Raw genomic sequence first — 13,771 nt, 5'->3', positions numbered from 1 at the left:
GCCCCGCGCCCCGGCACCCGCTCCGATCATTGCGGCGGTTGCCGGTTGTTGTTACGCTGCGGGCGCATTGACGCACGACGGGGCGTCGAGCCGAACAGTCGTGGTTCTGTGCGCGAGGGGGTTATGGGTAAGCCGGCGCGTCCGAGCACACTTGTGCGCGAGCAGGAGCAATTCGCGACTCGTGCGATCGAATCGTTACGAGCAATCCCGCAGCCGTCCGACGAAGCCGGGGCCGCCGAACACCTCTTCCGGTTGCAGTTCACTGCAAGCGCCCTGGTCATCGCACTTCAAGTTCGGTGGCAGAACGGGATCGGCGATCACACCGAACCCGCTCGTCAGATCGTGGCGGTCGCCCGCGACGCTGTTGCGGTTCGGCAGCGTTTTCCGGGCGCGCCTTCCACGTTCCCGTTCCATCACGCGGCCTGGTTCGTCTACCTCCTCGACGGAACCTTTGACGCGGAACTCATTGCCCAATTCCCGGTGCCCGAAGATCTGACCGGTTGGTGGATTGATTACCCGTTTATGCTTGGCGATGCGTGCCTTCTCAACTGGCTCCGCACCCGGACCCCACACCCGGACTGGGAGGCCCTCCTCGACGGCCGACTCGAGCGGCGATTGCCGACCGCACACCTGAGCAAGACGTACCAAGCCTACAGCGACGCGGTGAGAGCGATTTTCACCGCGGACCAAGCGGCGTTCACCGAAGCGGTCCGCGAGGCGGAGCGATTGTACGACAAGCGCTGGCGCATCAGCTACGAAGTGCCCGAAGGCGGGATCATCATGAATCCGAAGGCGCGGGGACGGGATTTCCGGTTGGCCGCTCTGCTGGAATACGCCCGTCGTACCCGACCAGAGTGGACGGCCAGTGTTGTGTCGTCGCACCAGTGGGCGGGGCACGAAGCCGCCCGAATCTCGCCTGTTGAGTCGTTGGGCAGTTAATCGACCGCGACCAAAAGCGTAGCCTAACTTGACGTGGGCCAAGTGCCTTCGAGGTAATGCTTTACGAGGGCCGCGTGCGAGAGCGGGTTCGTCAGGTCTTCGACGTCCGCGTTCGTCTCGTAGTCGAGTAATACGACGGTCCCGTCGTTCGCGGCCGTGCGAAGTTGCTCCAGTTCCCGCGTCAGCCGGTTCTCCAGTACCCACCGGTACGCGGGCAAATAAATTCGGAATCGTGCATCGCGGTAACCGATTAAATCAGCGCCACTTATGCCGAATCGATGTCCGCGCACGGCCCCGCGGCTTCTTCCTGCCCGCTTGATGCCGCGCATGGTAGTGATCGCCCACTTCGATGGGTCGATGTCCTCCTTTTCAAACACTTTCAGCCCTTGCCATAACCCTTCCACCGAGGCGGCAGTTTGTTGAGGGCTGTTCGGAATCGGGATTCCGCCGTGCGGGAAGAACGGGCTGAACCGCACCCACGGCGCCGGCCCCTTCGACGTGACGTCAACAATGGTCGCGCCGGGCCACAACTTCGCGAGAGTGGCGGGCTTCTTTCGGCGGCTCTCCACGATAATGGGCATTGCACTCCTCGCAGGGCAGAAAAACGCTCAAATGTAGTGCCCCGCGGTACGGCCGCAATGTCAGTAGTCGACCCGAAAAAGCAAGACGCATTCGCAACTCAGATAACAAACATAAGCAATAATAAATCCGCGTATGGCCTCTGCGTTGACTCACCCCGGGCGCGCTGGTAGGCTGTCTGAAATCGATCTTTATTTGCCCGCCCGCATTTATGTACCCGTTATCATGCCTCCTTCGGACACACTCACTAATAACCGGGAACGCACGGTCCTCGAAAATTGCCAGGAAGCGATCGGGTACCGGTTTTTGAAGCCGGAACTGCTCCGGTCGGCCCTCACGCACACGTCCAGTGCGAACACGCGGGCGGCGTCCAACGAGCGACTGGAGTTCCTCGGCGACAGCGTGCTGGGGTTGGTCACCTGCGAGCAACTCTACCAGCGGTTCCCCGAATACCAGGAAGGCGACCTCACGAAAGTGAAGTCCGCCGTCGTCAGCCGTAAAACCTGTGCGCGGTTCAGCCAGGAAATCGGCCTCGGCGACTTCCTGTTCCTCGGCCGGGGGGTCCACACCCACGGCGAGATGCCGCTGAACATTCTCGCCAACGTCTTCGAGTCGCTCGTCGCGGCCATCTTCCTCGATGGCGGCTGGGGCGCGGCCCGCGAGTTCATCCTGCGGTTCATCACGCCCGAGATCGAGCGCGTGGCCCGGGACGCCATCTCCTCGAACGCCAAGTCGCAGTTGCAAACCGTGACGCAGCGCGAGTACGGCGACACCCCGCGGTATTTCCTCCTCGACGAGCAGGGGCCGGATAACAACAAGTGCTTCAAGGTCGCGGCGCAGGTCCACGACGAGCGGTTCCCCCCAGCTTGGGGGAGCACCAAGAAGGAAGCCGAACTCAAGGCCGCGATGAACGCGCTGGCTCACATTCACGGCGAACCGCTCCCGTTCCCGCCGGCCTGAAAGCTCATCTATGCCAATGTCGCAGTACCCGGTGCTATGTTACGCACCGGGTTGTAACGCTCCGGCGGTGTACAAGATCGCCGCGAAGTGGAGCGACGGCACCACAAAAGAACTGAAAACGTACAGTTTGGGTTGCGCCGAGTGTTTGCAGCCTCTGCTCGCCCTCGCGGTCACAAAGCGTGCTCAGTGCCGACTCACCGCGGGCGAAACTCTTGAAGCACCCGGTATTTACGAACTCAACCGCGGCGGGCGCGACCGCGCGCTTGCCCGACGAACAGATCTCGAAGCCGAACTCCGCCTTTCGTAGTTCATATCTGTGCGCGTCGATTTCCTCATCATCGGGCAGGGTATAGCCGGCACCACGCTGGCCTGGCGCCTGCTCCAGCGCGGGCGCAGCGTGTTCGTCGTGGACCGCGAAAACGGCCATTCGTCGTCGCGCATCGCGGCCGGGCTGATGACCCCCGCGACCGGCAAACGCATCGCGAAGTCGTGGCGATGGGCGGACTTGTTCCCCAACGCGGTCACGTTCTATCGGTCGCGTGAAAGCGAACTCGGCGACCGCTTCTTCCACCAGCGCCCGGCGCTACGCCTTTTCATCGACGCCCAAGAACAGGCCGAGTACCAGCGCCGGTCCGGTGGCCTTCTGCTGGGGCTTGTTGAACCGGCAACCGACATCAACGCGGAGTGGTTCGACGCGCCCCTCGGCGGATTCTCGATGCCCGACGCAGCTCGACTCGACGTTCCGCGATACCTCGACGCTTGCCGCACGCACTTTCGCGCCCGCGACGTCTACCGCACCGCGGGCCTATCTCCACACGACCTCGAACTCACGGCGACCGGCGCGCGGGTGCCGGCCCTTTCCGTCGAGGCGCAAACGGTCGTCTTCTGTCGCGGGTTCGATGCGGGTACGGACCCGTGGTTCGGGTCCATCAAGTTCAACGCGGCTAAGGGCGAAATCCTCACCGTGCGCGTCCCCGGGCTCGCAGAGAACCGCGTGATTCACCGAGGGATCTGGCTCGCCCCAATCGGCGACGAGGTATTCCGCGTTGGAGCGACTTATACCTGGGAACCGCTCGATTCGCGCCCCACAGCGGAGGGGCGGGCGGAGATCGAGTCGCGCTTGCGCGCGTTCCTGCGGTTACCGTTTGAAGTGCTCGAACACCACGCCGCAGTGCGCCCCGTGATTGATGCGGGGCTTCCCGTGCTGGGCCGGCACCCGGAGCACCCGCAACTGGCGTACTTCAACGGGCTCGGCTCGAAGGGGTCGCTGCTCGCGCCGTTCTTTGCCGACCAACTCGCGGCCCACCTGTGCGGAACGGGCGAAATCGATCCCGAAGTGAACGTGCGGAAAGCGCTACACCGCCTCTAACCGAACGTGCCCACGGCATGCCGTAGTTGATGCGGGCGAGACTGCCCCCGACGCCATATTTGGAGGTGGTCGGAGGAACTTACCCTTCAGCACTACCTTGGTTTCTCGTTTGTTGGTCACCGGGCTGTTGGCCCTTGTAACGCCACTCGAGCCAAACACACGCACCCACCGTCGCCGTGACGGTAACGGTCAGCCAGATCGCTTGCCAACCGGCATCAACCCAGGGCGCCCCGCGGTTCGGTGAGTATCTGAGGTCCGCCGGCATCCACCGTCGCGCGGTCGTCCCGTCCGGGAAGACGCAGGGCGGACAAAAGACCTGAACAGCCAGGGCCACCGTGCCAACCAACACCACCAGTTTTTGCCCCGAACGCAGCCCGTTGACAACGCACGCTACGGCGCCCACAGCCGTTACGCACATGACGAGGATCGCCGTGTCGTAGTTCAAGGCTCGCACCTCACACAGCGGATTTTGCGTCAGCCGGCAGTCGCCCCGCGAGTGCAAGCGCCACACCCGCGGCGCTCACGGTCACAAAACTCAGCCCCAAGCTGACCAGGTGCCACGACGCGAAGCCGGCCTTCGCAGTGTCGGCAATCGCACTATCAGGGTTAAAGCGCAACAATCGCAGCCGGGTCACTTCGTCCGAAATCGGCCATGCTACTGCGACGGTCGCGAGCGCGAACGCAATTACGAGCACGCGCCAGCGGTGAACGCCACCGAGTTTCCACCAGCTCAGGGCCGTGAGTAGCGCGATCACACTACACACGGCTTGCATCGCGAAGTATCGCGGGAACACCGGTCCGACCGCGGACCCGGCCAGCGCGCTCGCGAGCGCGTTCTTCTGCTCTTGTGGCGCGTCGGCCGGGATAATGACCTGGTGCGCAGTCCGGTCCGACGGTCCCGCGTTCACCACCTCTTTGAACGACGCGAAGATGGCCGTTGCAGTACCGAAGTTGAAGAACGCAGCGCCCCCGAACCAGAGTCCGAGCGCGAGTACGTGGATGCTCCGCAAAACGGGCTGTCGCATCGAAAACTCCCCCACCGCGTTCTCGGTCCCCGCGAGCAGCCGCTTCACGTTGGCCCGGTGCTTCACAAAAACCAGCGCGGTGCCAATGACGAGGTAGAGGGTGATCGGCAGCGCGTTTTCACCGAAGGGTGCCGGGGCGCTCACGAGGTGCGCGGCCACCAGAACCGTGCCCGCCGCGAGCGACGCGAGCGACACGAAGCGCGACGCGAACAGCACAACCACCCACGTTAGTATCGAGAGCGCGGCCGGGATCGGCACGAGGACGAACACGGTTCCGGCCCCCGTCGCAACGCCCTTCCCTCCACGAAACCCCAGGTACACCGGGAACAAGTGCCCGAGGAACGCGAGCGCCGCGGCACCAACTCGCACCACGTCCGGCGCGCCGAACGCAGTCGCCGCTCCCGCATCGAGCGCGTTCGCCAGCGGCACCGCCGCCGCAACCGGAACGACGCCCTTCAGGAAATCGAGCACGAAAACGAGCACACCGAACGACCGGCCGAGCACGCGGGCCGCGTTCGTGGCGCCGATGTTCCCGCTCCCGGCGTGAAAGAGGTTCACCCCGCGGGCGCGGCCCACGAGGTAACCGAATGGGAGGGCACCAACCAGATACGCAACGACGAGCGGAACGAGAGCGGCAACGGACGGCGACATGGCGGGCCAAACTGCAGTCAGTGGAATGTTTTTAAACGTCACCCTCACTGTAGGAACCACACGCGCACAAAAACAAAGCGGGGCGCACATTTCGTGCGCCCCGCTCGCGAAAACCCTTTACCACTTACTGGGGCGGCGGCGGGAGCTTCGGCATCGGCCGACCCACGGCCTTCACAACGGAACTCGTTCGGTAGATCCACTGCTCGGCCGGTCCGTTCGCGTCGTCCGGGCGGATGTCGGTAATCACCGGCTGGCGGTCGTCGGTCGGGCGGACGAAGTTGATCTGGAGTGTCTTCCGTTTGATCAGAACCTCGCCCGTGCGCAACTCTTCCTTCGCTAAGCCGTTCGACAGCCCCGTGATGTACACGCTGAACTTGTTCGTCTTCGGCGCGACCTCGGCCATATCGGTCCAGATCGCGACCCCGGACACCACGCGCGGCACCGCGTCGGGCAGGGTCGGTGGGATCGGGCGCTTCGAGATCGAGATCGTGGACTGGAGGTTCTGAACGCCGTTGGGGAAATCCTTCCCGATGGTCGTGTCCTCGATCTTGCGCACCTGCTCAAAAATGTGCGGTTGCGGCTCGTCGAGGTGCGCGGTGTTCAAGTCCTTGGTAACCAGCTCGAACTCGGGCATGAACGTAACCGGTTCGGCCTTGGCGAGCACGTCGGGCTTGTTCGGGTCGGCCTCGCGCGGCTTGCGCGGCGCGTTGTACACTTGGTACCACATGTACCAAACGACCTGCTTCGCCCGCTTGCCGTCCTTGTCGAACCCGTCGAGTGTGACGATCCGCGGCGGCTTGTAGCGGAAGTGCAGCGTCCACACGTCCGCGTTGTCGAGCGGCAGGTCGAGCGGGACGATTTTCTTTTCGCCCAGGTTCTGTTGAGCGAGTGCGGCGCCCGGCACGCCCACGGCGGAAGCGATTGCCGCGCCCAGGAACGCTCGCCGGTCGAGCCGTGTGTGAAACGACATAATGTACCCCGAGTGGCGAGAGGTGCCAAAGTTGACCATAACCGCCGGGGGCTAACGGATCAACCGGACCCGCGCGACTTCGCACCGGTTCGTGGACCGGCGACAGCGCACAGACGGAACGCGCCGCGCCCCAAACAGTTGGGGCGCGGCGCGTTCCGTCTCTTAATGCCGATTCTAACGACGACCTTTCACGAATGCGTAATTCCACCCGCTCGTTGACACCCGCGGTTCGCCTGGAGCCTCTTGGCGAACTGCGAGTGTCAACGAGCGGGTGGTGATTTCAACGCCCCCTGCAATACCCGCACCTCACTCCAAGCGGTACAGGAACGCCCCGGCGCCGGGCTTCTTCACCTCGCGCTCACACGGCCCGCGGCAATCGAGCGCCGTCCGGATGATCGTCTCTTCGTAATTGTGCGGGTGGCTGAACACGACCCACACGCGCCCGTGCAGATTCTTCAATTCGGCGAGGTACCCGGCCGGGTCGTCCCGGTGCTCCTCTCCCATCACCACAACGTCTGCGGGGAACGACTGGGTGCGGGTATAGAACGTGAACGCGGGACCGGCCCCGTAGTACACGTACAAGCGATCGCCCGGTTGGAACTCGCTCCGCACTCGATCGAGCACCGGCGCCAGTTGTTCGTGGCGCAAGGGTCGTTGGAGCACTTCCCACGTCTGCCACGCGCTGGCCCCGACCAACAGCCCGAGGAGCGCAACCGCGGCGAAGCGGTTCTTGTCCTTCATCGCGTCGAACACGGCCCACGCTCCGCGTGCGACGAGTAGCCCCCCGATCGGGACCATGAACAGCATCAACCGCCCGCCGATCGGGTACTTGTGCAGGCTGGACGCGAACAGCACCAGAACGGTCGGCATCACGAGGGCAACGGCCAGGGGCCAGCGTTCGCGTGCGAACTCACGCACCCCAACGAGTGCGAGCACGGCCGCGAACCCGCCCAGTGGCACCATCAACCCGCCGAACCCGCCTGGGACCACGAAGAACGCGACCACGTGATCCACGAGCCACGCGACGTCGCCCAGGCCCTTCGGCGGAAACGACATGAAGTGCCCGGCCCAGTAGTCGGTCAGGTACTTGTTCCCGCCTAACTGCTTCAAGCAGAGCACGTAGCAAATACCGAAGCTCACCAACCACGCCCCAACGGTCGCGCTCGCGGACAGGAACCGCGCCCGGTCGCGCTCGACCGCGGCCCACACCAGGAGCGCGGTACCGATCCCGCCGAGCACGAACACCGACGGGTGTGAGCACCACACCGCCGCGGCCCCGGACACAGCCAGCGCGAACCATCGCCAGAAGCCCCCCTTACCTTCGAGCAACCCCAGCGACACGGCGAACAGCCCGATCGCCAGAGTCGCGTCACTCTGGTACTGCTTGCACTCGCCCGCGTAGCTCACAATGTGCGGGGACAGCGCGAACAGTGCCGTTGCGAACACGGCCGCTCCCGGAGAGAGCAGGCGCCGGGACACTACGGAAAACGCGATCAGCCCCACAATCGAAGCGATGAACGGTACCAGCCGCAGCGCCCAGGCGCTCGGCCCGAACGCGCTGATACCCGCTTTCGCGACCAGCAGGAACGCCACCGGCGCCCCCTGGTTGTAGTCGAGCTTGTCGAAGAGTTGGGCCGGCGAACGGTCCACGAGGTTGAGTGCGAGCATCGCCTCGTCGATCCACAAGTTCCGGTCCGTGAGGAACGACGCCGTCCGCGCCCCGCCGCCTAGAAGGACGAGCGCGACCAGCGCGGCCGTCACGCGCGACGCGGGCCGGTTTGTGGGAGCTGGTGCGGTCTCGACGACCGTCACCAACTTCACGGTGGGCTGAATTCGGTTCTCGATTGGTACGTTTTTTGTTGATTCCACGGGTGCGACCTCCTGTCGGGCGGAACAGGGTAGCCGGCCGACGTGACGCATCGCAACCCCAACATCGCGGCCCGAACTGGGGCAAATACCCGCACCCGCGCCGTTGTCCCCGGCGCAGCAACCGGGTAGCATCACCACACCTGCCCTAATTCAGGACGCCGGCTCGCCGTGAACATTCGCACCTTCCAACCCGGCGACGAAGCCACGCAAGCGGCGCTGTTCAACGTCGCCGCGTTCGCGCTGCCCGGGTTCAAGGCCGCTACCTCAGACGACGTGAAGCGGCGCACCCGTGCGCGGGGGTTCGATCCCGGGGCGCGGTTCTACGCGGAAGAGGGCGGACAGGTCGTCGGATACTGCGTGCTCGAACCGGAACAGGGGCGCGTGAGCGTGCCGTGGTGCCGCAAGGGGTTCGAGTCCGCCGCCGGTCCGCTGTTCGACGCGGCCCTGGACGCCGCCCGCGCACGCGGGCTGGACACGGTGTTCGCGGCCTACCGTCGAGACTGGGAACCGGTCCTGACGTTCCTCGCGGACCGCGGCTTCGTCGTTGCACGCGAAATTGTGAACTTCTGGGCCGATCCGGTCGATCTACCCACGCTCGTGAACCGGAGCAAGTTGCCGATCGACCGGTTGCGTCGAACGGACCTCCCGGCGGTCGCCGCGATGGGCCGGGGACTTCTCCGCCTTCCGGACGAGAAGCTCGAAAGTTATTTCTTCGCCAACCCGTACTTTCCTGCGGAGGCGCTTCTGGTTCTCCGTGGGGCGGACGATGAGCCGGTCGCGATCGGGATCGGTTTGGAGAGTTCCACCTACGCGGACGTCAAGAAAGTGGACCCGAACGCCCCGTGCTTCCGGCTCGGCGCGTTCGGCACCGAAGGACTGAACACAAAGCGTGTCAACGGGCTGTTCAGCTTCGTGGTCGCGGACCCGGGCCGCGCGCTAACGGCGGGGCTGGCTCTGCTCTCCGAAGCGTCGCAGGAGATGACCGAGGGCACCGTCACCGCGCTCGCGGCCCAGTGCCCGTCCGACGCCCCACACCTGACCTCCTTCTACACGCGGTACTTCAAGGAACACGGCCGCTTCCCGATACTGGAGAAGCGATTGGCTTAGCCGAACGGCCGAAAACAGCAGAGTTGGGCCACAAAAACGCACAAAGGGCACAAAAGAAAACAGAGATCAAAAGATCAGAAGACTACGGACAGAGAACAGAAGGTGAATACAGAAGTAGCAACCGAACCAGTGACCTCTGTCTTCTGACCTCCGATTTCTGTTTTCTGTTCCGGTCTTCCTTTGTGCGTTTTTGTGGCCGATCTTCTTCCGGGTCGTGCGCCTCACACGGGTGGCTCATGCGGGCGATTCTGAGCGACGTTCACGGCAACATTGAGGCGCTCGACGCGGTCCTCGCCGACATCGCGCGGCTCCCGGTATCGTCCGTTACGAGCCTGGGCGACATCGTGGGCTACGGCCCGAACCCGATCGAGTGCGTCGAGCGCGCGATGACCTGGGATCTGAACGTCCTGGGCAACCACGACCACGCGGTGCTGTTCGACCCGTTCGGGTTCAGCCCGACCGCGGAAAAGGCCGCGCTCTGGACCCGCGCGGTCCTAGAGAGCGCCCGGCGCGACGACATGTGGGCGTTCCTCTCCGAGCGCCCCAAGCAGTCCCGTGACGGCGCGTTCTTATTCGTGCATGGGTCGGCGCGCAGTCCCACCAACGAGTACGTCTTCCCCGAGGACGTCTACAACGTCACGAAGATGACGAAGATCGGCGAGCAGATCGAGCGCTACTGCTTCGCGGGGCACACGCACGTGCCCGGCGTGTTCATCGAGCCGGAACCGGGCGCCCAGTGGCAGTTCCTCTCCCCGGAAGAGATCGACTACACCTGGCGCCTCGACGACCGCAAGACGATCGTGAACGTCGGCTCGGTGGGCCAGCCGCGCGACACGAACTGGCGCGCGTGTTACGTGACCCTCGACGGACTCAATTTGGTCTTCCGGCGCGTACAATACGATGTGGACAAGACCGTAGCGAAAATCTACTCGGTGCCCGAATTAAACGACTTCCTCGGCGACCGATTGCGCGAGGGGCGGTAAGAAAGGCGGTCCGCGTGGCGGCACACATCCTCACGATCAACGCCGGTTCGTCGAGCACGAAGTTCGCCACGTTCACCGCGGGTGAAGCGCCCCAAGAGATATCGCACGGGAAACTCGAACGCCTCGCCAGCGCGGGCGCCATCCTGGACGAACTCGAAGCTCGCGGCGCGACGGTACAACTCGCGGGGATCGGGCACCGGCTCGTTCACGGCGGGCCGGACCGCGTGGCCTCGGAATTGGTCACCCCCGAGTTACTCCGCGACCTGAAACAGCTCCAACCGCTCGACCCCACGCACCTGCCCGCAGAACTCGAACTGATCGCGGCCTGCACGGAGCGCTTCCCCGGCGTCCCGCAAGTGGCGTGCTTCGATACTGCGTTCCACCGCGGGCTGCCCACAGTGGCCCGCACGCTACCGGTCCCGCGGCGCTACCAGGCACAAGGGATCCGGCGCTACGGTTTCCACGGGCTCTCTTACGAGTTCCTGATGGAAGAACTCGCGCGCGCGGCGGGCGCGGACGTGGCACGCGGGCGCATCGTACTCGCACACCTCGGCTCCGGCGCGAGCATGGCCGCCGTTCACAACGGCTCGTGCGTCGACACTACGATGGGCTTCACGCCCACCGGAGGACTCGTGATGGGCACGCGGACCGGCGATCTCGACCCGGGTGTCCTGGTCCACCTCGCGCGGGCCGAGAAATTGAGCGCGGACCAGATCGACAAGCTCGTGAACCGCGAATCCGGGCTGCGCGGGATTTCCGAAACCAGTTCCGACATCCGCGAGCTACTCGCGCACGAGCCCACCGACCCGCGTGCGGCCGAAGCGCTCGCCGTGTTCTGCTATCAGGCACGGAAGTGGATCGGCGCGATGTCCGCAGCGCTCGGGGGACTGGACACGCTCGTATTTTCGGGCGGCATCGGGGAGAACGCCCCCGAAATTCGCGCCCGCATTTGTGCGAACTTGGCGTTCCTCGGAGTGAGCCTCGATCCAGCCCGCAACACCGCAAGCGCCCCCGTCATTTCCCCGGACGGTTCCCCGGCCACGGTGCGAGTCATTCGCACGAACGAAGAAGCCATGATCGCGCGAACGGTCGCGCGACTCCTCGCTCGCTGATTCGCGCACGATATTTTCTGCTCCGCGACACGAACACACTCGCCGCGCGATGCGCGGCCCAGTTCTTCGAGAACCCGTAGCTCTTGCGCGCCTTGCGGCGGCACCGGTTCCGGTCCGTCCCGTTGTGACGCTCCACGAAACTCGTGTTCACGACCCGGCCGACCGCCGATGCGGCCACGGCCGTCCCGAACACCACGCGCGTGCTCACCCGCACTACCCGATTGTTCTCCTTTGTTCTCCTTCTCCTTGTGAACGGTCGCGTAGGTCACTGCCGGTGGGATCACCGTGCGTGGCTTCCGGGGCCGACCCGGGCGACCCGTCCGCGGTGGCACGACCACGTGCCCGTAGGCGTCCCGGATCGCCTCCTCGTGCACCGGGTACTCGTCGGACGTCATCAGCCGCATCACACGAGAGCCGGTCCGGCGCCGGAAGTCCGGGACCAGCGCGTGGGTCGCCTCGGCGGTCCGCTTGCTGACCACCAGACTGACGACCAACCGGGTCTCGGGGTCGAGGGCCACGTGGTCCCAGCAGTCCCCCCGCGTCGGGCGTCATCCGGGGCGCAGATCTTCTGCTTTTTGCCGACGAGCGCCCACGTCTCGTCGAACTGGACCTCGTTGGTCTTCGGGGAAAAAAACGACCAACTCGTCGTGGAGCCCGGCGGCGCGACCGCCGGCGAGTTGGATATACCGGGCGACCGTGTCCGGGTGGCCCCCGGTGAGCCGAGCGGTCTTGCGGGTGCCGACCCCTTCGGCCACGTGCGCCAGCACGGCGGTTGCGGTCGTCGGGGTGAGCCGGGCACCGAACAGGGGTGTGCCCTTGCGCTCCGAGAACCGGGTCTTGCAGGTGGAGCACCGGAGCATCCGACGGGCCTTGCCGGCCCCGTACCGCGAGGCCACGGTCAGGTTCCCGTGGCCCCGCGGTACGGGGCCGGGACAGTCCGAGTTCTGACAGCAGAACGGCCCCAGGTCGTCCATGATCCGCCCCCTTGTTCCGCACCCGGCCCGGATTGACGGAAGTCGTTCTACAGCTTTTGCCTCGTTCGCGCGGCGCAAGTAGGTCATCACCGCGATTCGCCGGTGGTGGAGGAATATGGGATCGGGCGGGTATCCCGAGGCGACGAAGCTGTTGATTACAGCCGAATCCGGCGGCAGCAACGCGAGTCGGCGTCGGCTGTGGAAAGTAGCCCTCCAGCGGTTGACCGATGAGACGGGGTTGGCGATTAGACCTCATTCACGATAGCAGTTGGTCCGTAGGATATCGGGACGAATCTGGCCCTGTTGGATGACGTCGCTGATTGCACGTCTTGAGAACCTGCGGAAGTCCCCGGTCGTGTTCGGCCACCTGACCGGGCTGACGGTCGCCGCGGTCGATGCGTTGGAAGCGGATGTGGTCCCCGCGGTCGGAGCCGCGCACAAAAAGGCGCTCGCGCGCCAACCGGCAACGGGCGCTCGGGGGCGGCGACAACTTCGACCTGAGCACCGCGGACCAACTGCTGCGGACCGTCATCTGGTTGCGCCGGAACCCGACCAACGAGGTGCTCGGGTTCCGGTTCGGGGTGTCCGACTCGAGCGCGAGCCGCGCCCGGTGCTTGCCGGCACTCGCGCGCGCGGGCCGGGACACGATGCGTGCGCCCGACCCCGGCGTGGCCCGGCGCAAGCGGCGGCCGGCGCTGCTCCCGGACGCGCCCGGGTTGGCGGTCGTCATCGACAGTTTCGAGCAGAGAACGCAGCGCCCGAAGCGTCGCCCGCGCGTACTACTCGGGCCAGAAGAAGGCTCACACGCTCAAGAGCCAGGTGGCCGTGGACGATGAGTCCGGGGCGATCGTAGACGTGTCGGACTCGGTACCGGGGCCGTGGGCGGATATCACGTTGCTCAAGAAGTCGCGGCTCATGAAGCGACCGCCGACGGGCATCGGCGATCTGGGGTACGTCGGGATCGGTGAGTTGCACCCGACGGGGTTGGGCGCGGCCCCGCGACGCAAGCCGCGTGGGAAGGAGCGCCCGCCCGCGGGACGGAAATATAACCGCGCGTTCCGCCGGCGCCGGATCGTGGTCGAACACGCGATCGGGCGGTTGCGTCGGTTCCGGGCGGTCGCGCGTGTGAACCGGCACCCGCGACCAAGGCACGCGGTGCGTGTCCGCGCCATTGCTGGGTTGGTCAACCGGATGCTCAAACACCGAGCCTCCTGAACCGGCACCAGGGAAGGG

The 13,771-nt window shown here is 65.2% G+C and carries 15 protein-coding genes; 10 read left to right on the top strand and 5 right to left on the bottom strand.

All coding sequences use genetic code 11. The features are described 5' to 3' along the window. The first annotated feature begins 123 nt into the window (after positions 1 to 123). A complete protein-coding gene (locus tag VT84_RS08400) occupies positions 124 to 939 on the top strand; it encodes a hypothetical protein (RefSeq protein ID WP_052559603.1) in 816 nt (271 codons plus the stop codon). Positions 940 to 962: 23 nt separating this feature from the next. Here the strand turns inward: VT84_RS08400 and VT84_RS08395 are convergent, their stop codons facing one another. Then, positions 963 to 1,520 carry a DUF6939 family protein gene (locus VT84_RS08395; protein ID WP_052559602.1) on the bottom strand — a complete coding sequence of 186 codons (558 nt, stop codon included), beginning with the start codon at positions 1,518 to 1,520 and terminating at the stop codon, positions 963 to 965. 223 nt (positions 1,521 to 1,743) lie between these two features. Here VT84_RS08395 and rnc point away from each other — a divergent pair, with 223 nt between their 5' ends. From rnc to VT84_RS08380, 3 genes are read left to right on the top strand one after another with little or no spacing between them, the layout of a single operon-like run. Continuing rightward, a complete protein-coding gene (gene rnc / locus VT84_RS08390) occupies positions 1,744 to 2,478 on the top strand; it encodes a ribonuclease III (RefSeq protein ID WP_052559601.1) in 735 nt (244 codons plus the stop codon). A 10-nt stretch (positions 2,479 to 2,488) separates the two neighbouring features. Then, positions 2,489 to 2,785 (top strand): hypothetical protein, encoded by a 297-nt coding sequence (locus tag VT84_RS08385; protein WP_052559600.1) that lies wholly within the window; start codon positions 2,489 to 2,491, stop codon positions 2,783 to 2,785. A 9-nt stretch (positions 2,786 to 2,794) separates the two neighbouring features. Then, entirely contained in the window at positions 2,795 to 3,847 is a 1,053-nt protein-coding gene (locus VT84_RS08380) for an NAD(P)/FAD-dependent oxidoreductase (RefSeq protein ID WP_052559599.1), read from the top strand. 455 nt (positions 3,848 to 4,302) lie between these two features. Here VT84_RS08380 and plsY read toward each other — a convergent pair whose 3' ends face one another. The 3 genes from plsY to VT84_RS08360 form a co-directional block, all read right to left on the bottom strand. Then, a complete protein-coding gene (plsY, locus tag VT84_RS08370; RefSeq protein ID WP_052559597.1) occupies positions 4,303 to 5,523 on the bottom strand; it encodes a glycerol-3-phosphate 1-O-acyltransferase PlsY in 1,221 nt (406 codons plus the stop codon). A gap of 124 nt (positions 5,524 to 5,647) precedes the next feature. Continuing rightward, entirely contained in the window at positions 5,648 to 6,493 is an 846-nt protein-coding gene (locus VT84_RS08365; RefSeq protein ID WP_052559596.1) for a hypothetical protein, read from the bottom strand. 306 nt (positions 6,494 to 6,799) lie between these two features. After that, complete coding sequence (locus VT84_RS08360) at positions 6,800 to 8,362, bottom strand: glycosyltransferase family 39 protein (RefSeq protein WP_052559595.1); 1,563 nt, start codon at positions 8,360 to 8,362, stop codon at positions 6,800 to 6,802. A gap of 168 nt (positions 8,363 to 8,530) precedes the next feature. On the opposite strand from VT84_RS08360, the gene VT84_RS08355 reads away from it, so the two are divergent. The 3 genes from VT84_RS08355 (at position 8,531) to VT84_RS08345 (ending at position 11,564) form a co-directional block, all read left to right on the top strand. Further along, a complete protein-coding gene (locus VT84_RS08355; protein ID WP_082839198.1) occupies positions 8,531 to 9,469 on the top strand; it encodes a hypothetical protein in 939 nt (312 codons plus the stop codon). 236 nt (positions 9,470 to 9,705) lie between these two features. Further along, a complete protein-coding gene (locus VT84_RS08350; RefSeq protein ID WP_052559592.1) occupies positions 9,706 to 10,452 on the top strand; it encodes a metallophosphoesterase family protein in 747 nt (248 codons plus the stop codon). Between the two features lie 14 nt (positions 10,453 to 10,466). Next, complete coding sequence (locus VT84_RS08345; protein WP_082839197.1) at positions 10,467 to 11,564, top strand: acetate/propionate family kinase; 1,098 nt, start codon at positions 10,467 to 10,469, stop codon at positions 11,562 to 11,564. 548 nt (positions 11,565 to 12,112) lie between these two features. On the opposite strand, the gene VT84_RS08340 is transcribed toward VT84_RS08345, so the two are convergent. Next, positions 12,113 to 12,538, bottom strand: a complete 426-nt coding sequence (locus VT84_RS08340) for a helix-turn-helix domain-containing protein (protein WP_239465743.1) — start codon at positions 12,536 to 12,538, stop codon at positions 12,113 to 12,115. An 85-nt stretch (positions 12,539 to 12,623) separates the two neighbouring features. On the opposite strand from VT84_RS08340, the gene VT84_RS08335 reads away from it, so the two are divergent. The 3 genes from VT84_RS08335 (at position 12,624) to VT84_RS40645 (ending at position 13,753) form a co-directional block, all read left to right on the top strand. Then, positions 12,624 to 12,803, top strand: coding sequence for an ISAzo13-like element transposase-related protein (locus tag VT84_RS08335; protein ID WP_410000389.1), 180 nt, complete (start codon positions 12,624 to 12,626; stop codon positions 12,801 to 12,803). 145 nt (positions 12,804 to 12,948) lie between these two features. After that, positions 12,949 to 13,374: a helix-turn-helix domain-containing protein gene (locus tag VT84_RS40650; protein WP_239465741.1), complete on the top strand. Its 426-nt coding sequence runs from the start codon at positions 12,949 to 12,951 to the stop codon at positions 13,372 to 13,374. Then, on the top strand, positions 13,358 to 13,753 hold the full coding sequence (locus tag VT84_RS40645) for a transposase family protein (RefSeq protein ID WP_239465739.1): 396 nt from the start codon (positions 13,358 to 13,360) through the stop codon (positions 13,751 to 13,753). The genes VT84_RS40650 and VT84_RS40645 overlap by 17 nt, the downstream gene beginning before the upstream one ends. Positions 13,754 to 13,771 lie beyond the last annotated feature (18 nt).

Origin of the sequence: Gemmata sp. SH-PL17 (genome assembly GCF_001610855.1) — a bacterium.
Lineage (GTDB): Bacteria > Planctomycetota > Planctomycetia > Gemmatales > Gemmataceae > Gemmata > Gemmata massiliana.
This window is presented reverse-complemented; position numbering and strand designations above follow the sequence as displayed.

Excerpts from the sequence above, each read along its gene's own strand:
- VT84_RS08365 (WP_052559596.1), bottom strand. The coding sequence starts at position 6,493 with ATGTCGTTTCACACACGGCTCGACCGGCGAGCGTTCCTGGGCGCGGCA.
- VT84_RS08385 (WP_052559600.1), top strand. The coding sequence starts at position 2,489 with ATGCCAATGTCGCAGTACCCGGTGCTATGTTACGCACCGGGTTGTAAC.
- rnc (WP_052559601.1), top strand. The coding sequence starts at position 1,744 with ATGCCTCCTTCGGACACACTCACTAATAACCGGGAACGCACGGTCCTC.
- VT84_RS08400 (WP_052559603.1), top strand. The coding sequence starts at position 124 with ATGGGTAAGCCGGCGCGTCCGAGCACACTTGTGCGCGAGCAGGAGCAA.
- plsY (WP_052559597.1), bottom strand. The coding sequence starts at position 5,523 with ATGTCGCCGTCCGTTGCCGCTCTCGTTCCGCTCGTCGTTGCGTATCTG.
- VT84_RS08340 (WP_239465743.1), bottom strand. The coding sequence starts at position 12,538 with ATGGACGACCTGGGGCCGTTCTGCTGTCAGAACTCGGACTGTCCCGGC.
- VT84_RS08350 (WP_052559592.1), top strand. The coding sequence starts at position 9,706 with ATGCGGGCGATTCTGAGCGACGTTCACGGCAACATTGAGGCGCTCGAC.
- VT84_RS40650 (WP_239465741.1), top strand. The coding sequence starts at position 12,949 with ATGTGGTCCCCGCGGTCGGAGCCGCGCACAAAAAGGCGCTCGCGCGCC.
- VT84_RS08395 (WP_052559602.1), bottom strand. The coding sequence starts at position 1,520 with ATGCCCATTATCGTGGAGAGCCGCCGAAAGAAGCCCGCCACTCTCGCG.